The organism is Shewanella baltica (assembly GCF_900456975.1).
GTDB lineage: Bacteria > Pseudomonadota > Gammaproteobacteria > Enterobacterales > Shewanellaceae > Shewanella > Shewanella baltica.
This window is the reverse complement of sequence record NZ_UGYM01000002.1, coordinates 4835256-4861002: the sequence shown is the minus strand read 5'-3', so window position 1 is coordinate 4861002 and position 25747 is coordinate 4835256. Positions and strand designations below refer to the sequence as shown.

Here is a 25747-nt window from a genome sequence, read left to right as displayed (position 1 = left end):
ATTATTCTCTCAATGGTTATTCAATTACCGTTACACGTCCCTGTTCCACATGAAACATCCTACTGGGAGGCGTGTGTAACGAATCGACTATTGCAGCAGGATCGATGGCGGTCACAAAAACTTGTGCTCCGGTATCCGTTAACTGCTTAAGCAATAGCTGCCTATGCTGTGCATCCAACTCGGACGGAAGATCATCCACAAGATAAATACTGTGTTTATCTATTTGTTGTTTGAGCAACTTTCCCTGTGCAATACGCAGTGCACAGACTAATAATTTCAATTGACCACGGGACAGGGCATCCTGCGCCGGCAAAGTGCCTACACGAAGTCTAAGGTCAGCTTTATGGGGACCGCTGACGGTATGACCTGTGGCCAAATCTCTGGAATATTGGTTTTCGAGTAGTTCTGCAAAATCCGTTTTACTATCCCAGCCGCGCGTAAATGAAACCTTCACATCTACACTCGGTAAAAACTCCCCGATTATACCCTTAAGTAGCTCATTTAACGAGTCTACATAATGGTTTCGTATTTCAGTAACCTGCTCGGCATAACGCACAAACTCTTGGTCCCAAAATTGAATATTACTATAGGACGAGCCATTTCTAAGCAATTGATTTCTTTGCTTAAGAACGCGGCGAACATTCGTCCAAGCACCATAAAACTGTGGGTCAGCATGAAATGCGCCCCAATCGATAAATTGTCGGCGGGATTTTGGGCCTTCAAACAGTAAAGAAAAGCTTTCAGGCGTGATCACTTGAATAGGTAACGTTTCGGCTAATGTCGACAGACGTTTGACTTTTTCGCCGTCGATTCTCACTTCAGTCTCACCACTACGAAATCGGCGCAAACCGATTTTACTGTCACCGCGCGCTAAATTTAAGGTTGCAAAGAGCGTTAACTTATCGTCGTCGTTATTAATCACTCGTTGGGATAAATGGCTGCGAAACGATCGCCCCATACCGAGGAAATAAATCGCCTCAAGAATACTGGTTTTGCCGCTGCCATTTTGGCCATAAATCAAGTTAATCCCAGGTGCGGGGATTAACTGTGCGGACTGAATGTTGCGAAACGCTTCGATATTGAGACGGGTCAGGCTCATGCATTACTCATTAAGCCGCGTAAACGGCGAAGGCAAGGATTCATAACACTTAACAGGCAACTCAAGCGCTGCCACAGGCTAAGGCTATCGGTAAATGAGTGAAGGAATGGCCAATGCTGCGTATTAAACACTGTGCCGCCGTTAAGCGGCATAGACATCGAAGACAGAGGTACAAACACGGGTAACGTAAAAATCGATGGTTTATAAGCGCATCGGCATAACCACATACATGGAATCTTCTTCCAAATGGTTTTCGATTAGGGCGCTGGAGTTACCATCAATGAGCGTGATACGCACATCATCGGACTTAAGGTTGTTGAGCACGTCGAGTAAATAACTGACGTTAAAACCAATTTCTAAGGCTTGGTTGTTGTATTCCACATCGATGATCTCTTCCGCTTCTTCCTGTTCAGGATTGTTAGCGGTGATCTTGAGCAGACCATTTTCGAGTTGAATACGCACACCACGGAATTTTTCGTTCGATAAAATCGATGCGCGGGTCAGCGCTTGCTTCAGGTGATTACGACTCGCAATCACTATTTTATCACCGCCCTTTGGCAATACACGGCGATAATCAGGGAAGCGGCCATCGACTAATTTACTGGTAAATACAGTATTAGCCGTAGTGGCACGAATGGCATTATCACCGATGGCAATCGCGATATCGAGATCGTCCGACTCCAATAAACGTGCCATTTCCATTACGCCTTTGCGTGGAACAATGACTTGTTTTTCAGGTAATTGTGCTTCAATCGTGCGGTGACTTAAGGCTAAACGGTGGCCGTCGGTCGCAATAGCGCGCAACACATTACCTTCAGTTTCAAACAATAAACCGTTGAGGTAATAACGCACATCTTGGTTAGCCATAGAAAATTGCGTTGAGTCGATAATCGACTTCAATACGCCCTGCTTCAAGCTAAATTCAATCTCAGCTTGGAAGGCTTCAACGTTGGGATATTCTTCTGCGGGCAACGTCGCTAATGAAAAACGGCTACGGCCTGAACGCAGCAACCATTTATTATCTTGTTGTTCGACTTTCAGTTCGCTTTGTTCTGGCAAAGACTTAACAATATCGAGCAGCTTTTTAGCCGGAACCGTAGTACGACCTTCTTCGATATCACCGTGAACCACAACTTGACCCACGAGTTCGACTTCTAAATCTGTTCCGGTCAGCTTAAGTGAGTGACCACTTACTTCTACAAGGAGGTTAGACAAAATGGGCAAATTATGGCGTCTTTCTACCGCACCACACACCAATTGCAACGGCTTTAATAGGGCATCCCTATCAATTGAGAATTTCATAGTGTCCAAATTCCTTGTTTTAAGAAGATAAGGTTCTAATCAAATTAGCATAATCTTCTTTAATGTCGTGGCTCTCTTCCCGTAGCTGAGCAATCTTACGACAGGCATGCAACACTGTGGTGTGATCTCGACCACCAAAAGCATCACCAATTTCCGGCAAGCTTTGGTTAGTTAATTCTTTGGATAACGCCATTGCCACTTGTCTTGGCCGCGCGACACTGCGTGAACGGCGCTTAGACAACATATCAGCCATCTTGATCTTGTAGTATTCAGCTACGGTTTTCTGAATATTGTCTATAGTGACTAATTTTTCTTGAAGTGCCAAGAGGTCACGTAAAGCTTCACGAACAAAATCAATGGTAATTGGGCGGCCAGTGAAGTTAGCATTGGCGATAACGCGGTTTAACGCCCCTTCTAGCTCACGCACGTTTGAACGTAAACGTTTAGCAATAAAGAAGGCCACTTCATCGGGCAAGTTAATGCCACTCTCTTGGGCTTTACGCATCAAAATCGCCACGCGGGTTTCTAACTCTGGTGGCTCAATCGCCACGGTTAAACCCCAACCAAAACGCGATTTCAATCTGTCTTCAACACCGTCGATCTCTTTTGGATAACGATCTGAAGTCAAAATAATTTGGTGATTCCCCTCAAGCAAGGCGTTGAAGGTATGGAAAAATTCTTCTTGGGATCTGTCTTTATTGGCAAAAAATTGAATATCATCGATAAACAAGGCATCGACGCTACGGTAGTAACGTTTAAATTCTTCGATCGCATTGTTTTGCAGCGCTTTAACCATGTCTTGGACAAAGCGCTCGGAATGCATGTAAACCACTTTGGCATTCGGATTATTTTTAATGATCCCGTTACCTACAGCGTGCAACAAGTGAGTCTTACCTAGACCTGTTCCGCCATATAAGAATAATGGGTTATAAGCACCACCTGGATTTTCAGCCACTTGCAACGCCGCAGCCTTACCTAATTGGTTCGACTTACCTTCTACGAAGTTATCAAACTGGTAGCTAGGATTGATGTTACTGCGGTGATTCGCGTTCGCCATCGGCTCGGCTTGGACGTTAAACGTCGTGCCTACTGTCGCTTTAGTTTGGGTATTTGCTACACGAGTTGGCGCTATAGGTGCTGGCACACTTGGCTTTTTCGCCGAAGGACGACTACCAATATCGAAACGCAATTTAGGTGCATCGCTGCCCATCTGCTCAGTAAAGAACTGATTAATGATATTGATGTACTTATCTCTGACCCAATCAAGCACGAAGCGGTTGGGCGCATAAAGCACCAGAGTATCTCCATCCATTTCGGCTTGTAACGGTCTGATCCACATACTGAACTGCTGAGCAGAAAGCTCATCTTGCAATCGTCCGATACATTGTTGCCAAAGTGAAACAGCCACTTAGTTATCCCCAAAAGATCATCAAAAAAGAGGTGTATTCTATAGCGAGATCTCAAGGATCGCTATCCTTAAAAAATATTTATCCCCAGCGAGATCATTCTGTGTGGATATCCTCGATCATCAAAGATCCAAAACGATCCTTTTATTCTGCACTATCCGCAAATCCTGCTTTATTAAGCGATCCACATTGATCTATAATGGCGCCCCTTCGATCGGCTCGAAGATCCCCTGCACTACTATATGTAGTGTCCGTACACAGAGTTATCCACATCTTATGGTGTATTCTGGGGATTGATCAAAGGATACGCTGGCAGAAATAAAGCACTTACTTACTTTCGTAGTTGACGTGACTAAGTATTGTGATTACAATTCGGCCTCTTTTTTGCCCTTACCTCTATCCTAGAGATAAGGATATGTTCACTAATTAACAAAGACGGATTGCCATCATGAGTAAACGTACTTTTCAACCTAGCAACCTGAAGCGCAAGCGTTCTCACGGCTTCCGCGCTCGTATGGCTACTGTAGGCGGCCGTAAGGTGCTTGCACGTCGTCGTGCGAAAGGTCGCGCTCGTTTATCTGCTTAATAAGTGGGTAACTAGTTGACTAGCTATACCTTTTCGCGGGAGTTACGTTTGTTAACTCCCGCGCAATTTAAATCTGTATTTTCCAATCCCATCAAAGCATCTTCTGCTGAAATTACCTTGCTCGCTATTCCTAACACGGAACAACATCCGCGTATGGGCCTTACTGTTGCCAAACGCTTTGTAAAACGCGCCAATCAACGTAACCGTATTAAGCGTGTGATCAGAGATAGTTTTCGCTTAAATCAACACGACATTCCTCATCTTGATATTGTTGTGCTTGTCAGAAATGGCGTGATGGAAATGGAAAACGCTGAAATCAACAAATTGATAGAAAAGCTATGGCGCAAACTCAGTCGCCGCTACAATGGCTAGCGACCACGTTAATTCGTGGCTATCAAGTATTCATAAGCCCTATACTGGGCCCTCGATGCCGTTTCAATCCCACCTGCTCTCACTACGCTATTGAAGCAATAAAAGTGCATGGAACCGCGAAAGGTTGTTGGTTTGCATTGAAACGCATATTAAAATGTCACCCTTTACATCCCGGCGGTAGTGATCCCGTCCCCCCTAAAAATGACAGGTGTAATAAATAGGCTATGGAATCTCAACGCAATATATTGCTCATAGGACTACTGTTTGTCAGCTTTTTGCTGTGGCAACAGTGGCAAGCAGACAAAGCTCCTAAACCAGTTGCAACCGAATCGTCCTTAGTGGCGAACGCGGCAAACTCACACAGTGCCGATGTTCCAGAAGCTGATACAGGTGTTCCTGCAGCAGTGACAGCAACCAGCAAACTGATTACCGTGAAAACCGACCAGTTGGATGTTCAAATTAATCCAATCGGTGGCGACATTGTTTTTGCTGCGTTAGTTTCGCACAAGATGGAACAGGATAAAGATCAACCCTTCGTGTTGCTTGAGCAAACGAAAGATTTCACTTATATAGCCCAGAGCGGTCTTATAGGTCGCGATGGTATCGACAGTAGCGCCAAAGGCCGTGCCGCATTTAGCACTGCAGCGACTGAATATACCTTAGCCGAAGGTCAAGACACTTTAGAAGTGCCGTTAACTTATGTAGCCGACAATGGCGTGACATACACTAAAGTGTTTGTATTCCATCGCGGTAAGTTCAACGTCGATGTTGACTATAAAATCAACAATACTTCAGCGGCTCCGCTGCAAGTTCAGATGTACGGTCAAATTAAACAAACGATTAAACCGTCTGAAAGCAGCATGGTTATGCCTACCTACCGTGGTGGCGCATTCTCTACGCAAGATGTGCGTTATGAGAAATACAAATTTGATGACATGGCGAAAAGCAACCTGAACCAAGCTACGTTGGGCGGTTGGGCTGCCATGCTACAACATTACTTCGTTTCAGCTTGGATCCCACCGGCTACCGACAGCAACACTATTTTCTCTAGTGTCAGTGCGGGCGGTTTAGCCAATATTGGTTTCCGCGGCGCGGTATATGATATTGCACCAGGTGCGACTCAAGAAATTAGCTCACAGTTCTACGTTGGCCCTAAGGATCAAAAAGCACTGTCAGCCATCTCTGATACCTTAAACCTAGTGGTCGATTATGGCTTCCTATGGTGGTTAGCAGTACCTATTCACTGGCTATTGATGTTCTATCAATCATTCGTCGGTAACTGGGGTATGGCTATTATTCTGATCACCTTAACCGTTCGTGGTTTACTGTTCCCGCTGACAAAAGCGCAGTACACCTCAATGGCGAAGATGCGTAACCTGCAACCTAAACTGACTGACTTGAAAGAACGCTTTGGTGATGACCGTCAAAAGATGGGTCAGGCCATGATGGAACTGTATAAGAAAGAAAAAGTTAACCCTATGGGTGGCTGTTTACCTATTATTTTACAGATGCCAATCTTCATTGCCTTGTACTGGGTATTGTTAGAAAGCTTCGAATTACGTCACGCACCATTTATGCTGTGGATCCACGATTTATCGGTACAAGATCCTTACTACATATTACCGTTGCTGATGGGCGTATCTATGTTTGTGATGCAGAAGATGCAACCTATTGCACCGACTATGGACCCAATGCAAGTGAAAATGATGCAGTGGATGCCAGTGATCTTTACCGTATTCTTCCTCTGGTTCCCAGCGGGTCTAGTACTGTACTGGTTAGTGGGTAACATAGTTGCTATCACGCAACAGAAGATTATTTATGCAGGTCTGGCGAAAAAAGGCTTAAAATAAGCCTAAGATTTGCAAGACTCTAGCGCATCGTTACAGATTAATGTGAACGAATGACACTAAAAGGCGGCTTAATTGGCCGCCTTTTCCTTTACATGATTTAGTAGATATTAGTTTGGTGGGTATTTCCGTGACAACTGACACTATCGTGGCTCAAGCCACCGCGCCCGGACGTGGCGGCGTTGGCATCATTCGAATTTCAGGCGACAAGGCCAGTGATGTCGCTATGGCCGTATTAGGTCATCTTCCTAAAACCCGATATGCCGATTATTGCGATTTTAAGAGTGCATCGGGCCAAGTAATAGACCAAGGCATAGCGCTGTTTTTTAAAGGACCGAATTCCTTTACTGGCGAAGATGTCTTGGAACTTCAAGGCCACGGCGGCCAAATTGTCCTCGACATGCTGATCAAACGTGTAATGGAAGTCGGTGGTATTCGTATCGCAAAACCAGGTGAGTTCAGCGAACAAGCCTTTATGAACGATAAACTCGACTTAACCCAAGCCGAAGCCATTGCCGACCTTATCGACGCCACCAGTGAACAAGCCGCTAAAAGCGCGCTGCAATCACTACAAGGTGAATTTTCTAAGGAAGTCCACGAGCTGGTGGACCAAGTCACTAACCTGCGTTTATACGTTGAAGCCGCAATTGATTTCCCCGATGAAGAAGTCGACTTTTTAAGTGACGGCAAAATTGCCAATGCTCTCTATAAAATCATCGACAAACTCGACCTAGTGCAAGCTAGTGCCAAGCAAGGTTCTATTATTCGTGAAGGGATGAAAGTGGTAATTGCCGGTCGTCCCAATGCCGGAAAATCGAGCTTACTGAATGCGTTAGCGGGTAAAGAGTCGGCCATTGTGACTGAAATAGCCGGTACAACACGCGACGTATTACGTGAACATATCCATTTAGATGGTATGCCGCTGCACATTATTGATACCGCTGGCCTGCGTGATACCACAGATACGGTAGAACAAATTGGTATTGAACGCGCATGGAATGAAATAAACAGCGCCGATCGCGTGCTATTTATGGTGGACGGCACGACAACCGCCGCCGTCGATCCCCATACGATTTGGCCTGACTTTGTCGATCGCCTGCCCTCCAATTTAGGTGTAACAGTGATCCGTAATAAAGCCGATCTCACGGGCGAAGACTTAATGATGACCGAAGAACAAGGTTATAGCGTCTACCGGATCTCGGCTAAAACAGGCTTAGGTGTTGAAGAATTAAAGCAACACTTGAAGTCACTTATGGGTTATCAGAGTAATCTCGAAGGTGGCTTTATCGCCCGTCGTCGTCATTTAGAAGCCCTGGAATTAGCCGCTGGACACCTGCAATTGGGTAAAGAGCAGTTAGAGGTTTACCTTGCCGGAGAGCTGCTGGCGGAAGAGCTGCGTATGTGCCAATTAGCACTATCTGAGATCACAGGCCGCTTCACTTCTGACGATTTACTCGGCAAGATTTTCAGCTCTTTCTGTATCGGGAAGTAATATTCTCGACATGTGAACTGCTTTTCTAGCAAAGGCTTGTTGTGCTCAACAAGCCTTTCTTTTAACTAAAACCTCGTATTCTTGCTTATATTCCTCCCTAAACTCCTCTCGCTATACCCGTATAAATCCCAGATTTACACAGCATCTCATAGAGACAAGCCTGGTTTTACCTTATGATGAAGCCGTATTAGCGCCCGAATACAGCCCCAAAAAGGCAGTAAACGAGTGTATTTCAGCGAGATTATCCATAAAAGGTATCGTCATAAATGGCAAAGATTGAAGTAATAGTCGGCACAACATTGGGCAGTGCAGAGTATGTCGCCGACGAAATGATGGCGCAATTAACGGATCAAGGGCACCAAGTTCAAGTGCATTTAACCCCAACTCTGTGTGAAATCGACACCCATGCACTGTGGATTATCGTGTCATCTACCCACGGCGCAGGTGATCTTCCAGATAATATCCAGCCCTTTTTCAATGAAATTACCGAGCAAAAACCGGATCTCAGCCAAGTGAACTTTGCCTTATGTGCAATTGGCGACTCAAGTTACGACACCTTTTGCCAAGGCCCTGAAAAATTAATTTCAGCCATTCAAGACTGCGATGCTAAAGCCTTTGTGGATAAGATCCAGATCGATGTTCAGCTTGATCCCGTGCCAGAAGACCCAGCCCTTGCATGGTTAGCACAATGGCAACAGGAGATTTAAGATCGCCTATGGGATAAGGTCGCGATCTATGTACAGTTTAGATCCTATTTATCCACAATTTACTTATTAAAAGTATAAACATGTGGATAAGCTATTATTTAGATCTGATCAACCTCTGTACTATTCACACTCCGATCTGCTTAATGATCCACCCTGTGGATAAGTAGGCGATCTATCCCCATGTTTAATGGCGTTAGATCGCGATCAGATCACAGGATCAAGATCGCGCTAATTAATGATTTATATACTGAATTTGGGTTATGCACAGAAAAACTCGATCCTAATAGTAAACATAATAAGAAGATCTATATAAAGATCTTAAGATCTATTAGTCCGGATCATCTCGATCGAACAGCGTAAAATGATCATTCACCTAGGGCAAAGCAAATGCTAAAATACTCGGCTCGTACTGAGTCTCTTAGCAATTGAAGGTAGTGGCATGCATTTTCATGAACGGTTTGATGTAATTGTTGTTGGTGGTGGTCATGCCGGAACTGAAGCCGCGTTGGCAGCAGCAAGAATGGGATCAAAAACATTATTACTAACGCACAATATCGATACGTTAGGACAAATGTCATGTAATCCAGCGATCGGTGGCATAGGCAAAGGCCACCTAGTGAAAGAAATTGACGCCTTAGGTGGTGCAATGGCGATCGCAACCGATTATGCAGGGATCCAATTTAGAACCTTGAATTCAAGCAAAGGCCCAGCAGTACGAGCGACACGTGCACAAGCTGACCGTGCGCTGTATCGTCAAAAAATCCAAAACATATTACAAAACCAACCTAACTTACGTATTTTCCAACAAGCCGTTGATGACTTAATTGTTGAAAATCATCAAGTCGTTGGTGTAGTGACTCAAATGGGATTAGCCTTTGAATCTCCAGCCGTTGTGTTAACAACAGGCACATTCTTAAGCGGCAAAATCCACATAGGGTTAGAAAACTACAGCGGTGGCCGTGCAGGCGATCCACCAGCCATTGCCTTAGCCAATCGTTTACGTGAGTTACCGATCCGTGTGGGCCGTTTAAAAACTGGTACCCCGCCACGTATTGATGCAAACACGATCGATTTTTCTCAAATGACTGAACAAAAAGGTGATTCTCCGTTACCTGTGATGTCGTTTATGGGTGATGTCAGTCATCATCCAAAGCAGATTTCTTGCTGGATCACTCATACCAATGAAAAAACCCATGAAATTATTCGTGGTGGTTTAGACAGAAGCCCAATGTATTCAGGCGTAATCGAGGGTATTGGGCCACGTTATTGCCCATCGATTGAAGACAAGATCCATCGCTTTGCAGATAAATCTTCGCATCAGATCTTTATCGAACCTGAAGGGTTAAATACCAATGAGATCTACCCTAACGGGATCTCGACCAGCTTACCTTTCGATGTACAGCTGAATTTAGTACGTTCGATCAAGGGCATGGAAAACGCAGAAATCATGCGTCCAGGTTATGCGATCGAATATGATTATTTCGATCCAAGGGATCTGAAAAACTCATTAGAAACCAAAGCGATCAATGGGTTATTCTTCGCTGGCCAAATAAACGGCACAACCGGTTATGAAGAAGCCGGTGCTCAAGGTTTATTAGCGGGCATGAATGCGTCGCTGCAAGTGCAAGGCAAAGAAGCTTGGTGTCCACGTCGCGATGAAGCGTATCTTGGAGTACTGGTTGACGATCTGTCGACTCTGGGTACCAAAGAACCGTACCGCATGTTTACTAGCCGTGCCGAATACCGTTTGTTACTCCGTGAAGATAACGCCGACATTCGCTTAACGGCAAAAGGTCGCGAACTCGGTTTAGTCGACGACGCTCGCTGGGCAGCATTTAGTGAGAAGCTAGAATCCATTGAACTTGAACTGCAAAGGCTACGTTGCCAATGGGTACATCCAAATTCGCCTTTGATCCATGCGTTAAACCCACATTTGAATACGCCTATCTCTCGCGAAGCGTCATTTGAAGAATTACTGCGTCGTCCAGAAATGGATTACAGCAAGTTAATGCAGATTGAAGGTTTTGGTCCTGGGCTTGAAGATCCACAAGCAGCTGAACAAGTTCAGATCCAAGTGAAGTACTCTGGTTATATTCAACGCCAGCAGGAAGAGATCAACAAAGCCGTGCGTAATGAGAACACAGGTTTACCTTTGACGCTCGATTACAAAGAAGTACCAGGCTTGTCGAACGAAGTGATTGCTAAGTTAAATAACCACAAACCAGAAACCATAGGCCAAGCGTCACGGATCTCTGGTATTACCCCTGCGGCTATTTCAATTTTGTTGGTTCACCTCAAAAAGCGTGGCTTATTACGTAAGAGTGCGTAAAAGCTAGCTTAATCGCTGCTTAGGTCATAGAAGGGAAGCATTCAGGCTTCCCTTCATCGTTTTCGGGCTTCATAATAGCCTTCGCGTTCATAATCGTATCTTTGTTGAGGTTGCTCAGTGTTATCTGCCCAGTTAGAGGCTTATTTAGCCGAAATTAATTTGCCCGCAACCGCCGAGCAAAAAAAACAACTAATTGATTTTGTTGGCATGCTCAACAAATGGAATAAAGCCTATAACCTGACATCGGTGAGAGATCCCGAAGCCATGTTGATCCGTCATATCATGGACAGCTTAGTGGTTTCAAAACATCTGCAAGGTGAACGTTTTATCGATGTGGGCACAGGACCCGGTTTACCTGGGATCCCGTTAGCGATTATGAATCCCGATAAACAATTTGTGTTATTGGACAGCTTAGGTAAACGCATTCGTTTTCAAAAACAAGTGTCCTTTGAATTAGGCATTCATAACATCAGCTCAGTTGAAAGCCGCGTAGAAGCTTATCAACCTGAGCAAAAATTCGACGGCGTATTAAGTCGTGCATTTGCTTCAATCCAAGATATGCTGACTTGGTGCCATCATTTACCCGCCGAACATGGGCAGTTTTATGCCCTTAAAGGCCAGTTAAATGATGAAGAGATGCAACATATTCCTAGTGGATTTGCAGTGAAAGAAGTCATCGAGCTCAAGGTGCCTAAACTCGATGAACAAAGAAATTTATTGAAAATAATCAAAGAATTACAGGCTTGAAAGTGATGAATGAGTCATTTTTAAGTAAGGGCAATAAACCAGCATTTACATACAGGGTGATATTGTGGGTAAAGTGATTGCCGTGGCTAACCAGAAAGGTGGCGTAGGAAAAACAACTACTTGCGTTAACCTCGCCGCTTCGTTAGCAGCAACAAAACGTAAAGTATTATTGATCGATCTCGATCCCCAAGGTAATGCCACTATGGGCAGTGGTGTCGATAAATACGAGGTCGAAAATACGGCCTACGAATTATTGGTCGAAGAGAAATCCTTCGACGAGATCGTCATTAAAAATACTGCGGGTAAGTATGATCTGATCGCCAGTAACGGCGATGTCACAGCGGCAGAGATCAAACTGATGGAGTTTTTTGCGCGTGAGATCCGTTTGCGTAACGCGCTCGCACCGATAAAAGATCAATATGATTATATCTTTATCGACTGCCCTCCTTCATTGAACATGTTGACGGTGAACGCTATGTCAGCGGCTGACTCTGTGCTTGTGCCTATGCAGTGCGAATACTATGCCCTAGAAGGCTTAACGGCGCTGATTGATACCATCACTAAGCTTGCCGCTATGGTTAACCCTGGGCTTGGCATTGAAGGCATTTTACGCACTATGTACGATCCGCGTAATCGTTTGTCTAATGATGTGTCCGATCAGCTAAAACAGCATTTTGGTGACAAGGTATATCGTACTGTTATCCCGCGTAATGTCAGGCTGGCTGAGGCGCCAAGTTTTGGTGCGCCTGCTATGTATTACGATAAATCGAGTGCCGGCGCTAAGGCGTATCTAGCGCTTGCGGGTGAAATGATCCGTCGTTCAGAACAACAAACTCAGGCTAAGCAAGCGTAAAGGATCACCATGACGTTAAAGAAAAGAGGATTAGGCAAAGGGTTAGATGCCCTACTGAGTAACAGCCATGCCGCCAGTAAAAAACACACTGACGAAGCTAATGTTGTCGATAAAAAAGAAGAGCTTATCCATCTCGATTTAGACTTATTACAACCGGGTAAGTATCAACCTCGTAAAGACATGTCCCCCGAAGCGTTGGAAGAACTGGCGCATTCTATCCGCAACCAAGGCATTATTCAGCCCATCGTTGTAAGACAAGTGGCAAACGACATGTATGAGATCATTGCGGGCGAACGTCGCTGGCGTGCTTCTCAACTTGCTGGCTTAAATAAAATCCCCTGCATAGTCAAACAAGTGCCCGATGAAGCCGCTGTTGCTATCGCTTTGATTGAAAACATCCAGCGTGAAGATTTAAATGCCATGGAAGAAGCCATTGCATTGCAACGTTTAATGCAAGAATTTGAACTGACTCACCAACAAGTTGCCGATGTTGTGGGAAAATCCAGAGCGAGTGTATCTAACTTGTTACGTTTAAACGGCTTAAATGAGCCGGTAAAACGTCTACTCGAGTATGGTGACATCGATATGGGTCATGCTCGCGCTTTGTTAGCAATTGAGGGAGAAGAACAAACAAATCTTGCGAGATTAGTGGCCGCTAAGGAATTAACCGTTCGCGAAACTGAACGATTAATTAATCAAACCTTAAATCCGCCTAAACAAGCCGAAACTACGACTAAAGATCAAGATGTTTGTCGTTTAGAGCAGCAGTTAATTGAAAGATTAGGTGCCAAGGTTTCTATCGCTCATAGTAGTAAGGGCACAGGTAAAATTGTAATTAACTATCAGAATCTGGCTGAATTAGACGGAATTCTTAGTAAAATTCATTAATGTCTGTAGATTAACAGTTTTTAATGTAAATTTGTGACAGATGCTAATCTTACATTTTAACTCGTTTGGCGCTAGATCACGTTAAAAGTGTTGTTTTTCCTTATCTCAAAGTTGCAATGAAGGCGTGAAAAGGTATACTTTCGCAAGCTTTTTGTGCATCGACATAAATACGGGTATTTGTCATCCGGTCATCGAAACAAAAAGTATGAATGCGGAGAGGATGAATTGAGTAAGGTTTTAGCGCGTCGTGGCCGGTGGTCAGCCTATAAATTGGTGATGATGCAGGCGGCGGTCGCTGGGGGTGCTTCAATTCTCTTTTTCGCCGTGTGGGGAGTTCAGTTTGGCTATTCTGCTTTAGCAGGTGGTTCAATCGCTGTGCTCCCTAATTTTGTATTCGCAACCCTCGCTTTCTCCCACACGGGAGCAAGTTCAGCTGCAAAAGTCATAAAGGCTTTTTACTGGGGGGAAGCGGTAAAGTTGCTGTTAACCATCGCAATGTTTTCGTTTGTATTTATCAATCTTAAGGTCGCTTTTATGCCGCTTTTTGTTTGTTATGTGCTGACGCTAATCGTGCATTGGACAGCTCCTTTATACTTCAAGCAAAGTTAAGTGGGATGAATCATGGCTGCAACTGGTGAAGCGTTAACACCGCAGGGCTATATCCAACATCACCTTACCAACTTAAGTGTTGGTGAAGGCTTTTGGACATGGCACATTGATTCGTTGTTCTTTTCGGTTGGTCTTGGTGTTCTGTTCCTGTGGATTTTCCGCAGCGTTGGTAAAAAAGCGACTTCCGGTGTTCCTGGCAAACTGCAATGTTTTGTTGAGATGATCGTTGAGTTCGTAAATAACAGCGTGAAAGAAAGTTTTCATGGTCGCAATGCTCTGATCGCACCTTTAGCTCTGACCATTTTTGTATGGGTATTCATGATGAACTTCATGGATATGATCCCTGTTGATTGGCTGCCTCACGCAGCAAGTTTAATGGGTATTCCATATCTTAAAGCGGTTCCGACGACTGACGTTAACATTACCTTTAGCTTAGCTATCGGTGTGTTCTTGCTGATTATTTTTTACAGCATTAAGGTCAAAGGTGTGTCTGGGTTTGTTAAAGAACTGACACTACAGCCCTTTAACCATAAGGCAATGATACCCGTCAACCTCCTATTAGAGACTGTTACTTTGATAGCAAAACCAATTTCATTGGCATTGCGACTCTTTGGTAACTTGTACGCAGGTGAGTTGATCTTCATCCTTATTGCGCTGATGTATGGTACCAACTTGTTATTATCTACCCTAGGTGTGACTCTGCAACTGGGTTGGTTAATATTCCACATTTTGGTTATCACACTGCAAGCGTTTATCTTCATGATGTTGACCATTGTTTATTTAAGCATGGCGCATGAAGATCATTAAGGATTGCTGAAGAAATTTTAAACTAAATCATCAACTAATATAGATTTAGATACTGGAGATACAGATGGAAACGATTTTAGGCATGACAGCTATCGCTGTTGCTCTGCTGATTGGTATGGGTGCTCTTGGTACTGCAATCGGTTTCGGCTTATTAGGCGGCAAGTTCTTGGAAGGCGCTGCGCGTCAACCAGAAATGGCTCCTATGCTACAAGTTAAAATGTTCATCGTAGCGGGTCTTCTTGACGCCGTAACTATGATCGGTGTTGGTATCGCATTATTCATGCTATTTACCAACCCACTGGGTGCAATGCTGTAAAAAACGCTTCTGTCTTAACTCTAAATAGGAGGCTGTTGTGAATTTCAACGCTACCCTAATCGGTCAGACGGTCGCCTTTATCATCTTCGTGTGGTTTTGCATGAAGTTTGTATGGCCCCCTTTGATGAATGCCATCGAAGAGCGCCAAAAAAGGATTGCTGACGGTCTAGCTGATGCTGATCGTGCGGTAAAAGACCTGGAGTTGGCACAAGCGAAAGCGACTGACCAACTAAAAGAAGCCAAGGTAACGGCTAATGAAATTATTGAGCAAGCTAACAAGCGTAAAGCTCAAATAGTTGAAGAAGCCAAAACCGAAGCAGACGCTGAGCGTGCTAAAATCATCGCTCAGGGTAAAGCAGAAATTGAAGCTGAACGTAATCGCGTCAAAGAGGATCTGCGTAAGCAGGTTGCTACTCTTGCCATCATGGGTGCTGAGAAGATCCTTGAGCGTTCTATTGATCCAGCCGCCCACAGTGACATAGTTAATAAACTAGTCGCTGAAATTTGATAAGGGAGTTGAGTTATGGCTGAATTAACCACCATCGCTCGCCCTTACGCAAAGGCAGCTTTTGACTTTGCTATTGAACAAGATGCAGTGGATTCATGGGCAGAAATGCTTACGTTTGCCGCATTGGTGAGTGAAAACGAAACCATGCAACCACTGTTAGCTGGCTCTTTAGCCAGCACTAAGCTCGCAGCACTCTTTATTAGTGTGTGTGGCGAGCAAGTCAATGTGCAAGGTCAGAACCTGATAAAGGTAATGGCTGAAAACGGTCGCTTAAAGGTACTACCTGCTGTATCTCAGTTATTTACTGAATACCGTAATGAGTGGGCAAAAGAAGTGGAAGCCTATGTGGTTTCTGCAACTGAGCTGAGCTCTGAACAACAACAGCAGATTAGTATTTCTTTAGAGAAACGTCTCGCACGCAAAGTTAAGCTGAATTGCAGCACTGACGCCGCGCTCATCGCCGGTGTAATCATTAAGACAGGAGACCTAGTCATCGATGGCTCGGTCCGCGGTAAATTATCGCGTCTGTCTGATAAGCTGCAGTCGTAATTGGGAGTTTGAGCATGCAACTGAATTCCACTGAAATCAGCGATCTGATTAAGCAGCGGATCGAGCAGTTCGAAGTCGTTAGCGAATCTCGTAACGAAGGTACTATCGTTGCGGTAAGTGACGGCATCATCCGCATCCACGGCCTAGCCGACGTGATGCAAGGTGAGATGATCGAACTGCCTGGTAACCGTTTTGCAATCGCGTTGAACCTTGAACGTGATTCTGTCGGTGCCGTAGTAATGGGTCCTTATGCTGATTTAGCAGAAGGCGTAAAAGTGAAAACGACTGGCCGTATTCTGGAAGTTCCAGTTGGCCGCGGTCTTCTTGGCCGCGTTGTTAACACTCTAGGTGAGCCAATTGACGGAAAAGGACCTATCGATAACGATGGTTACTCGCCAATTGAAGTTATCGCACCAGGTGTTATTGAACGTCAGTCTGTTGATCAACCAGTTCAAACTGGTTATAAAGCCGTTGATGCCATGATCCCTATCGGTCGTGGTCAACGTGAATTGATCATTGGCGACCGTCAAACTGGTAAAACAGCTATGGCGATCGACGCAATTATCAACCAGAAAAATTCTGGCATTAAATGTGTGTACGTTGCGATTGGCCAAAAGGCTTCTACTATCGCTAACGTAGTGCGCAAGCTAGAAGAACACGGTGCGTTAGCTAACACTATCGTTGTTGTTGCAACGGCTTCTGAAGCTGCTGCTCTGCAATACTTAGCGCCATATTCTGGTTGTTCTATGGGTGAATACTTCCGTGACCGCGGTGAAGATTCTTTGATCGTATACGATGATTTGTCTAAACAAGCAGTTGCTTATCGTCAAATTTCGTTACTGCTCAAGCGTCCACCAGGCCGTGAAGCTTACCCAGGTGACGTATTCTATCTACACTCACGTTTACTAGAGCGTGCATCACGCGTTAACGCGATTTATGTAGAGAAGTTCACTAAAGGTGCAGTAACTGGCAAAACCGGTTCTTTAACCGCGCTGCCGATTATTGAAACGCAAGCGGGTGACGTTTCTGCATTCGTACCGACCAACGTAATTTCTATTACCGATGGTCAGATCTTCCTTGAGACCGATCTGTTTAACTCTGGCCTACGTCCAGCGGTTAACCCAGGTATTTCTGTTTCTCGTGTTGGTGGTGCGGCTCAGACTAAGATCATCAAGAAACTGTCTGGTGGTATTCGTACCGCACTAGCACAGTATCGTGAGCTTGCTGCGTTCTCGCAATTTGCATCTGATCTTGACGATGCAACACGTGCTCAACTTGAGCATGGTGTGCGTGTTACCGAACTGATGAAGCAAAAGCAATATGCTCCAATGAGCGTAGCCGCTCAAGCTGTGTCTATTTTCTCAGCTGAAAAAGGTTACCTGAAGAGTGTTGAGCTGAATAAGGTCGGTAATTTCGAAGCCGCTCTGCTCTCGTTCATGAACAGCGAGCATGCTCCTTTAATGAAGCTTATCAATGATACTGGCGATTATAGCGCTGATATCGAAGCTGAATTAAAAGCTGGCCTCGACAAGTTCGTAGCAACCCAAACCTGGTAACAATGATAGAGGTGTCTTAAGACACCTCAGGTCCAGATTGGAGAGTAGAGATGGCCGGCGCTAAAGAGATTAAAACCAAGATCGCGAGTGTGAAAAACACTCAGAAGATCACGTCCGCCATGGAAATGGTGGCAGCCAGCAAAATGCGCAGAGCGCAGGAACGCATGGCTGCGAGCCGTCCATATGCGGAAAGCATGCGTAAGGTGATCGGTCACGTAGCGCAAGGTTCTCTCGAGTATAAACACCCCTATTTGGAGGTGAGAGAGGCTAAGCGGGTTGGTTACATTGTTGTGGCAACCGACCGTGGCCTTTGTGGTGGTCTGAACGTTAACCTTTTCAAAAAGGTTATTGCAGACGTGAAAAGCTGGAAAGCCCAAGGTGCAGAATTTGAATTTTGCCCAATCGGCGCACGTAGTGTGCAGTTTTTCAAAAACTTCGGTGGACAAGTGTCTGCTCACGCTTCAGGTTTAGGCGATGCTCCAAAGCTCGCTGACTTGATCGGGACAGTCGGTGTCATGCTAGAAGCTTACAACGAAGGCAAGCTGGATCGTCTGTACGTGGTATTTAACAAATTTGTGAATACTATGACGCAGACTCCTGTGATCGAGCAGCTGCTACCTTTGCCTAAATCAGAAGATGATGAAACTGCTCATCGTTGGGATTATATCTACGAGCCAGATCCAAAAGCACTTTTGGATACCTTATTGGTCCGTTATGTAGAATCTCAGGTTTACCAAGGTGTTGTTGAAAACATTGCCTCTGAACAAGCTGCCCGTATGGTGGCGATGAAGTCGGCAACAGACAACGCTGGTGAGCTTATCAACGACTTGCAACTGGTCTATAACAAGGCCCGTCAGGCTGCGATTACGCAAGAACTGTCGGAAATTGTTTCTGGTGCCTCTGCGGTTTAGGTTAGGTAACGAATACAAGTTTTAGAGGATTAATCATGAGCACAGGTACTGTTGTCCAAGTGATTGGCGCGGTTGTGGACGTAGAGTTTCCACAAGATGCCGTACCTCAAGTATATGACGCTCTGAAAATCGTAGGTGAAGGCCCGTGTAATGGTTTGGTGCTGGAAGTTCAGCAACAACTAGGTGGTGGTGTAGTTCGTACCATCGCTATGGGTTCTTCTGACGGTCTGCGTCGTGGTCTTGAAGTAGTAAACTCAGGTTCACCTATTACTGTTCCTGTTGGTACCGCCACTCTTGGCCGTATCATGAACGTATTAGGCGAGCCTATTGATGAAGCGGGTCCAATCGGTGAAGAAGAGCGTTATGTGATTCACCGTACAGCTCCTTCATACGAAGATCAATCAAGCTCTACTGAACTATTAGAGACTGGCATCAAGGTTATTGACCTTGTTTGTCCATTCGCTAAGGGCGGTAAAGTTGGTTTGTTCGGTGGTGCGGGTGTTGGTAAAACAGTTAACATGATGGAACTGATTAACAACATCGCTAAAGCCCACTCGGGTCTTTCTGTATTCGCCGGTGTAGGTGAACGTACTCGTGAAGGTAACGACTTCTACTACGAGATGAAAGATTCTGGCGTTCTCGACAAAGTGGCCATGGTTTATGGTCAGATGAACGAGCCTCCAGGTAACCGTTTGCGCGTTGCACTGTCTGGTCTGACTATGGCAGAGAAGTTCCGTGACGAAGGTCGTGACGTACTGTTGTTCGTTGACAACATCTACCGTTATACCTTGGCCGGTACTGAAGTATCTGCACTGTTAGGTCGTATGCCTTCTGCGGTAGGTTATCAACCAACATTGGCTGAAGAGATGGGCGTTTTGCAAGAACGTATCACTTCAACTAAGACCGGTTCTATTACCTCTGTACAAGCGGTATACGTACCTGCGGATGACTTGACCGATCCGTCACCAGCAACAACCTTCGCTCACTTAGATGCGACTGTTGTACTGTCACGTCAAATTGCTTCTCTGGGTATTTACCCAGCGGTTGACCCATTGGATTCGACTTCACGTCAATTAGATCCATTGGTTGTTGGCCAAGAGCATTATGATGTTGCTAACGGCGTGCAAACTGTACTGCAACGTTACAAAGAGCTGAAAGACATTATTGCGATTCTGGGTATGGATGAATTGTCTGATGAAGACAAAACAACTGTATTCCGTGCTCGTAAGATTGAGCGTTTCTTATCTCAGCCTTTCTTCGTAGCAGAAGTCTTTACTGGATCTCCTGGTAAGTACGTTTCTCTGAAAGACACTATCCGTGGCTTTAAGGGTATTTTGAACGGTGAGTTTGATCACCTGCCAGAACAAGCGTTCTACATGGTTGGCTCAATCGATGAAGTCATCGAGAAAGCGAACAAAAAGAAATAACTAAGTAGCAATACTTAGTTTCTTAAGGAGAACGGGATGGCAGCCATGACAGTACATCTTGATATAGTAAGTGCAGAGAGCAAAATCTTCTCTGGTCGTGTAGCTTCGCTGCAAGTGACTGGTTCAGAAGGTGAGTTGGGCATAATGCATGGCCATGCTCCTTTGCTGAGTTATATCAAACCTGGCATGGCGCGCATCGTCAAGCAAGACGGCAGTGAAGAAGTGTTTTACCTTTCAGGTGGTATTCTGGAAGTACAACCTTCTACTGTTTCCGTATTGGCTGATGTGGTTATGCGTGCCAAAGATATTGATGAGCAAGCGGCATTAGAAGCTAAGCGTCGTGCAGAAGCCCATATGGCTAATGCAGGTGCTGACTTCAATTATGACGCGGCTATGGTTGAACTAGCTAAGGCTATGGCTCAATTACGTGTTGTTGAAACCATCAAGAAAAACATTGCCAGATAAGGTTATTGTTTGTGAAAAAAGGCGACCATAAGGTCGCCTTTTTTGTGGCTGAAATTTGGGTAAGCGTGTTTTTGAGCTATTCCTATCGCTATCCGCTTCGCTTTTCTATGTGCTTTCCGTTAAAATTGCGCTACAAAATCGACCGTAATTTTTTCACCCTCTTGGGTATTTGTTCAAGGATATGACAATGGCATTAAATGTAGTGATCTTAGCAGCTGGCAAGGGAACACGGATGCGCTCTGACCTTCCTAAGGTATTACATCCCATCGCCCACAAGAGCATGGTGCAACATGTCATAGATACCGCCCATAAAGTGGGTAGTGACGCGATTCAGTTAGTCTACGGTTATGGTGCTGATAAGCTAAAAGCCAGCTTAGGTGAGCAACAACTTAACTGGGTATTGCAAGCTGAGCAATTAGGCACGGGTCATGCGGTTGCGCAAGCGAGCCCGCATATTGCTGACAATGATACTGTGCTCATTCTTTACGGCGATGTGCCACTGATTCAACAATCAACCCTTGAAGCCTTACTCGCTGCTCGCCCTGAAAATGGTGTGGCTATTTTAACGGTGAATTTAGCCAATCCTATGGGTTATGGCCGTATTGTCCGTACTCCCTGTGAAGGTCAAGAACAAGGAAAAGTCATCGGTATTATTGAGCAGAAAGATGCTACAGCAGAGCAGCTACTGATCAACGAAATCAATACCGGCATCATGGCCGTTCCAGGTAAACAACTTAAAGCTTGGTTGAGCCGTTTATCGAATAACAATGCCCAAGGCGAATATTATCTAACGGATATTATTGCCATGGCGCACGCTGATGGCGTTGCTATTGATACTGCTCAACCACAATCTGCGATTGAAGTGGAAGGCGCCAATAACCGCGTGCAACTGGCGCAACTTGAACGCGCTTACCAAGCCCGTGAAGCCGAAAAACTGATGTTGGCGGGGGCGAACCTGCGCGATCCAAGCCGTATCGATATCCGTGGTGACGTCACCGTCGGTATGGATGTGATGATCGATATCAACGTGATATTCGAAGGCAAAGTGACCTTAGGTAATAATGTTACTATTGGCGCTGGAGCGATTTTAATCGATTGTGAGATTGCCGATAACGCTGAGATCAAACCTTACTCTATTATCGAAGGCGCTAAACTGGGCGTTGCTGCCAGTGCTGGCCCATTTGCCCGTTTACGTCCGGGAGCAGAACTTAAGCAAGATGCACATATAGGTAACTTTGTTGAAGTGAAAAAAGCGGTGATTGGCGTGGGATCAAAAGCTGGACACTTAGCCTATTTAGGCGATGCCGTTATAGGTGATGGCGTTAACATCGGTGCTGGCACTATTACTTGTAATTATGATGGTGCGAATAAGCATCTTACCGTTATCGAAGATAATGTCTTTGTTGGCTCAGACACTCAGCTAGTGGCACCTGTCACTATCGGTAAAGGCGCAACCTTAGGCGCTGGCTCAACCATTACCCGCGATGTGGGTGAAAATGAGTTAGTCATTACCCGTGTTAAACAAAAGCACCTGACGGGTTGGCAACGTCCAGTCAAAATTAAAAAGTAAGTTTATTTAACTCAACTGAGTATCTATAAAGCGGCCATGTGCCGCTTTTATATTTAGTCAGATTGTTGGAAATTAGATTCGTTTAATTCAGATGGAAAACAATAAAAGTCACGTAATTAAGGTTGAGTTAATCCTATTGTGGTATTTGCAATCTATTGGTTTTAAACAGATTTAGATCTATATCACAGCTAATTGTAAATTCGTGTAAAGAAGATTAAATAAAAACACTTCTCATTTATATTGCCTGCAATTCTAAGACGAAAGGTCTAATTGAGGTGTTGGCAATGGTATTTAAATATTCAGTTGTAGGTTTGGCCGTAGGTTCGGCATTAATGGCTATGCCTGTGTTGGCAGAGGTGGCTAGCGACGCAAATATCGAGCGCATTAATGTTACTGGCCGCACTTTTAACGATTATAAAGTGGGTACAGCATCAGGCGCCATGCGCGGTGATATCGACTTAATGGATACCCCACAATCAGTTAATGTGATCCCCGATTTTGTCACGGACGAACAGCTGGCGACTAACCTCGCTGAAGTGTTAGTTAATGATTCCTCTATCACTGCAGGAACCCAGCGTTGGAACCGCCAAGTTTTTAGCATCCGTGGCTTCGAGTTAGATTCTGGTAATGGTTATCTCATCAATGGCCATCAGCAATGGTCCCATTACGTACAACCCATCGAAACCCTGCAGCAAGTCGAAGTGTTAAAAGGCCCTTCGAGCATGTTGTATGGTCAATCTGGCCCTGGTGGTTTAGTGAATATGGTCACTAAGAAACCAACCTATGATTCAATGCTTAACTTAGGTTTTGATACCGATGGCTACGGTTCTACCCGTGCACAGCTCGATGCGGGTGGCAGTTTAAACGAAGCACAAAGTATTCGTTACCGCGGTGTGTTAGTGAAGCAAGATACAAAATACTGGCGTGAGTATTCCGCTAATGATGAGAACCAAGAGCGCGATCGCTGGTTAGGTTATCTCAACATGGAATTTGACCTAAGCGACGATTTGTTACTGTCGGTTAAATACGACCATACCCAAGATAAAGCGGATATCGATGCGGGTGGTTGGTTAGATAAACAAGGTAATGTCATTGGCGAACGTAAAACCGTTTGGGATGCGCCTTGGGCCTTTACTGACAATACAGTGTCAAACTTAGGTGCCGATCTGACTTGGCATATGAGTGACAACTGGAAAGTCAAAGCGGGTTATAACGATCAGCAGTTTAATCGCCAACGTTTTGATTCTGCGCCAAGTTTGATTGAAGGCTCCGAAGATCCATTCAAGGATGGTTATAAGATTAAACCCTTCGATCGTTACGATGATTGGCAGCATAAAACCGCTTATGCCGATTTCACCGGTGAATTTGCGTTGGCGGGAATGCAGCATCAACTGCTGATTGGGGCTAACTATCTCGATTATTTCTATCAGCAACAAATTCACCGTGGGGCAGCTCAAACGGTTATTCCTGGGCAGCCTATTACTCAGCCTGCTCTCGATTACCACACAAAACCCAAAGGTAACGCGAGTACCTATAAGTATTACGGTTTCTACCTGCAGGATTTAATGACGCTTAATGAACAATGGAAGTTACTTGCAGGTGTACGTTACGACGAACAGAAGAAAGACGCTATAGGTGGGAACAGCTATGCCGTGTCGCCTAAGTTTGGGGTGATTTATTCGCCAATGGCTAATGGCAGTATTTACATTAATTATTCAAAAAGCTTTACACCACAGGGTTCAGTGACAAGTTCAGAAGATGTAAATGAAGGAGATAACCTTAAGCCTGAATACGGTACTCAATATGAATTAGGGACTAAGTGGGAGTTGTTTGATGACAGCCTACTGTTAACAGCAGCACTTTTTGATATTACGGTTTCTAATGTCACCATAGAGCAAGATATTCCCGAAACGAGTGATGGCAAGAAAACTATTACTACTCAAGGTGGCGAGCAGCATCACCGCGGTTTTGAAGTTGGTGCCCAAGGTCAGTTAGGTGAAAGCTGGTTTGTGACTTCTTCTATGATGTATTTAGATGCCGAATATAAAACGGGTGCTGGCAAGATCGATGGGAAAATCTTAGATGGTAAAACACCTGTCGATGCGCCTGAATGGTCGGCGAATATCTGGACCCGTTATGAAGTGACTGATAACTTTGCTATGAACTTTGGTGCCATTTATGTGGGTGATCGCTTCGCCGATAAAGATAACAGCATTACTAAAGGCGGCTATGTGCGCTTCGATATAGGTGCAGCCTACACTATGGATATCATGGGTAAAGATGTGAGCCTTCGTGCCAACGTCAGAAACCTATTCGATACTGAATATTTAGACGGTGGCAGCGATAAGATGGTGACTATCGGCCAAGGCCGTAACTTTAGTGTTGCCGTCGAAGCTAAGTTCTAAATTTATTAGGTTTTAAATTCATTTAAAGCCGCTTGTCCTTAAATGATAAGCGGCTTTTTTTATTGGCTGATGTTTAAGTTCATTATTACAGAACGATAAAAAATACGCCGGAACATGCGAAACAGTGTTTCGAATACTAGCAAAAAAGTTTCGTTTCACTATAATGCATCTTTCGAATCGAAACTTACCTGAAAGGTTTTATGAACAAACGAAACACACAGCAGCGTCGCCACAGCATAATCACCATATTGAACGAACAGGGTGAAGTGAGTGTTGATGAACTGTCGTTACGTTTTGAAACCTCAGAAGTGACGATTCGCAAAGATCTGGCTGCGCTTGAGAAAACGGGCCTGCTACTGCGCCGTTACGGTGGCGCTGTGGCGATTCCTGACGAAGTGACCCAACAGTTTTCTGCCAAAATCGCGCCTAATAAGCTGTCTATTGCGAAAACCGCCGCGCAGCTGATCAAAGATCACAATCGCATCATTATCGATAGCGGCACTACGACTTCTGGCTTGATTGAACAGCTGAACGATAAGCGTGGGCTGGTGGTCATGACGAATGCATTGCACCTTGCCAATGCCATCCATGAACTTGAAAACGAGCCAACCTTATTGATGACCGGTGGTACTTGGGATCCGCATTCTGAATCCTTTCAAGGTCAAGTCGCCGAGCAAGTGTTGCGCTCATATAACTTCGACCAACTGTTTATCGGTGCCGATGGTATTGATCTTGAACGCGGCACCACTACCTTTAACGAGTTAACTGGTCTAAGCAAAGTCATGGCCGAAGTGTCCCGCGAAGTGATCGTTATGGTGGATTCAGACAAAATCGGCAAGCGGATCCCTAACTTAGAGTTACCGTGGGCTAAGGTGAGTGTGTTGGTCACCGACGATCGTATCGACGAGAGCGCGCTAAAACAAATTTCAGATCAGGGCGTGCGAGTCATGCTAGCGCCCTACGCTCAATAGTGAGTGAAAATAACTTAACAACTTC

The 25747-nt window shown here is 44.9% G+C and carries 25 protein-coding genes; 22 read left to right on the top strand and 3 right to left on the bottom strand.

Going from position 1 to position 25747, the window contains the following annotated elements; genetic code table 11:
* Positions 1–16 precede the first annotated feature (16 nt).
* The 3 genes from recF to dnaA form a co-directional block, all read right to left on the bottom strand.
* Positions 17–1099 (bottom strand): DNA replication/repair protein RecF, encoded by a 1083-nt coding sequence (gene recF / locus DYH48_RS21675; RefSeq protein WP_006083824.1) that lies wholly within the window; start codon positions 1097–1099, stop codon positions 17–19.
* Positions 1100–1300: 201 nt separating this feature from the next.
* Positions 1301–2401 (bottom strand): DNA polymerase III subunit beta, encoded by a 1101-nt coding sequence (dnaN, locus tag DYH48_RS21670; protein ID WP_006083825.1) that lies wholly within the window; start codon positions 2399–2401, stop codon positions 1301–1303.
* Positions 2402–2420: 19 nt separating this feature from the next.
* Entirely contained in the window at positions 2421–3809 is a 1389-nt protein-coding gene (gene dnaA, locus DYH48_RS21665; RefSeq protein ID WP_006083826.1) for a chromosomal replication initiator protein DnaA, read from the bottom strand.
* Between the two features lie 446 nt (positions 3810–4255).
* On the opposite strand from dnaA, the gene rpmH reads away from it, so the two are divergent.
* The 22 genes from rpmH to DYH48_RS21555 all read left to right on the top strand — a co-directional run bounded on the left by rpmH (position 4256) and on the right by DYH48_RS21555 (position 25722).
* Positions 4256–4393, top strand: coding sequence for a 50S ribosomal protein L34 (gene rpmH / locus DYH48_RS21660; RefSeq protein WP_006083827.1), 138 nt, complete (start codon positions 4256–4258; stop codon positions 4391–4393).
* A gap of 15 nt (positions 4394–4408) precedes the next feature.
* Positions 4409–4765, top strand: coding sequence for a ribonuclease P protein component (gene rnpA, locus DYH48_RS21655; RefSeq protein WP_006083828.1), 357 nt, complete (start codon positions 4409–4411; stop codon positions 4763–4765).
* Positions 4732–4986, top strand: coding sequence for a membrane protein insertion efficiency factor YidD (yidD, locus tag DYH48_RS21650; RefSeq protein WP_006083829.1), 255 nt, complete (start codon positions 4732–4734; stop codon positions 4984–4986). The genes rnpA and yidD overlap by 34 nt, the downstream gene beginning before the upstream one ends.
* A gap of 3 nt (positions 4987–4989) precedes the next feature.
* Entirely contained in the window at positions 4990–6615 is a 1626-nt protein-coding gene (gene yidC / locus DYH48_RS21645; RefSeq protein WP_006083830.1) for a membrane protein insertase YidC, read from the top strand.
* Between the two features lie 127 nt (positions 6616–6742).
* On the top strand, positions 6743–8104 hold the full coding sequence (mnmE, locus tag DYH48_RS21640) for a tRNA uridine-5-carboxymethylaminomethyl(34) synthesis GTPase MnmE (RefSeq protein ID WP_012090676.1): 1362 nt from the start codon (positions 6743–6745) through the stop codon (positions 8102–8104).
* Between the two features lie 266 nt (positions 8105–8370).
* The gene (mioC, locus tag DYH48_RS21635; RefSeq protein ID WP_006083832.1) at positions 8371–8811 is read left to right on the top strand and encodes an FMN-binding protein MioC; all 441 of its coding nucleotides are present in this window, start codon (positions 8371–8373) and stop codon (positions 8809–8811) included.
* Between the two features lie 439 nt (positions 8812–9250).
* The gene (gene mnmG / locus DYH48_RS21630; RefSeq protein WP_115335890.1) at positions 9251–11140 is read left to right on the top strand and encodes a tRNA uridine-5-carboxymethylaminomethyl(34) synthesis enzyme MnmG; all 1890 of its coding nucleotides are present in this window, start codon (positions 9251–9253) and stop codon (positions 11138–11140) included.
* 117 nt (positions 11141–11257) lie between these two features.
* Positions 11258–11887, top strand: coding sequence for a 16S rRNA (guanine(527)-N(7))-methyltransferase RsmG (rsmG, locus tag DYH48_RS21625; protein ID WP_115335889.1), 630 nt, complete (start codon positions 11258–11260; stop codon positions 11885–11887).
* Between the two features lie 64 nt (positions 11888–11951).
* On the top strand, positions 11952–12740 hold the full coding sequence (locus tag DYH48_RS21620) for a ParA family protein (RefSeq protein WP_012090674.1): 789 nt from the start codon (positions 11952–11954) through the stop codon (positions 12738–12740).
* 9 nt (positions 12741–12749) lie between these two features.
* Positions 12750–13628, top strand: a complete 879-nt coding sequence (locus tag DYH48_RS21615; protein ID WP_006084765.1) for a ParB/RepB/Spo0J family partition protein — start codon at positions 12750–12752, stop codon at positions 13626–13628.
* Positions 13629–13853: 225 nt separating this feature from the next.
* Entirely contained in the window at positions 13854–14237 is a 384-nt protein-coding gene (locus tag DYH48_RS21610; protein ID WP_006084764.1) for an ATP synthase subunit I, read from the top strand.
* 12 nt (positions 14238–14249) lie between these two features.
* Positions 14250–15044 (top strand): F0F1 ATP synthase subunit A, encoded by a 795-nt coding sequence (atpB, locus tag DYH48_RS21605; protein ID WP_006083839.1) that lies wholly within the window; start codon positions 14250–14252, stop codon positions 15042–15044.
* Positions 15045–15108: 64 nt separating this feature from the next.
* Positions 15109–15360, top strand: a complete 252-nt coding sequence (gene atpE, locus DYH48_RS21600) for a F0F1 ATP synthase subunit C (RefSeq protein WP_006083840.1) — start codon at positions 15109–15111, stop codon at positions 15358–15360.
* Positions 15361–15397: 37 nt separating this feature from the next.
* Complete coding sequence (gene atpF / locus DYH48_RS21595) at positions 15398–15868, top strand: F0F1 ATP synthase subunit B (RefSeq protein WP_006083841.1); 471 nt, start codon at positions 15398–15400, stop codon at positions 15866–15868.
* A gap of 15 nt (positions 15869–15883) precedes the next feature.
* A complete protein-coding gene (gene atpH, locus DYH48_RS21590; protein WP_115335888.1) occupies positions 15884–16417 on the top strand; it encodes a F0F1 ATP synthase subunit delta in 534 nt (177 codons plus the stop codon).
* Positions 16418–16431: 14 nt separating this feature from the next.
* Complete coding sequence (gene atpA, locus DYH48_RS21585; RefSeq protein WP_006083843.1) at positions 16432–17973, top strand: F0F1 ATP synthase subunit alpha; 1542 nt, start codon at positions 16432–16434, stop codon at positions 17971–17973.
* A 50-nt stretch (positions 17974–18023) separates the two neighbouring features.
* Positions 18024–18884 carry a F0F1 ATP synthase subunit gamma gene (gene atpG, locus DYH48_RS21580; protein WP_006084762.1) on the top strand — a complete coding sequence of 287 codons (861 nt, stop codon included), beginning with the start codon at positions 18024–18026 and terminating at the stop codon, positions 18882–18884.
* Positions 18885–18919: 35 nt separating this feature from the next.
* Positions 18920–20311: a F0F1 ATP synthase subunit beta gene (gene atpD / locus DYH48_RS21575; protein WP_006083845.1), complete on the top strand. Its 1392-nt coding sequence runs from the start codon at positions 18920–18922 to the stop codon at positions 20309–20311.
* Positions 20312–20347: 36 nt separating this feature from the next.
* Positions 20348–20776, top strand: a complete 429-nt coding sequence (locus tag DYH48_RS21570; RefSeq protein WP_006083846.1) for a F0F1 ATP synthase subunit epsilon — start codon at positions 20348–20350, stop codon at positions 20774–20776.
* 187 nt (positions 20777–20963) lie between these two features.
* Positions 20964–22346, top strand: a complete 1383-nt coding sequence (gene glmU, locus DYH48_RS21565) for a bifunctional UDP-N-acetylglucosamine diphosphorylase/glucosamine-1-phosphate N-acetyltransferase GlmU (protein WP_115335887.1) — start codon at positions 20964–20966, stop codon at positions 22344–22346.
* Positions 22347–22630: 284 nt separating this feature from the next.
* On the top strand, positions 22631–24751 hold the full coding sequence (locus DYH48_RS21560) for a TonB-dependent siderophore receptor (RefSeq protein WP_115335886.1): 2121 nt from the start codon (positions 22631–22633) through the stop codon (positions 24749–24751).
* Positions 24752–24951: 200 nt separating this feature from the next.
* The gene (locus tag DYH48_RS21555) at positions 24952–25722 is read left to right on the top strand and encodes a DeoR/GlpR family DNA-binding transcription regulator (protein WP_012090670.1); all 771 of its coding nucleotides are present in this window, start codon (positions 24952–24954) and stop codon (positions 25720–25722) included.
* Positions 25723–25747 lie beyond the last annotated feature (25 nt).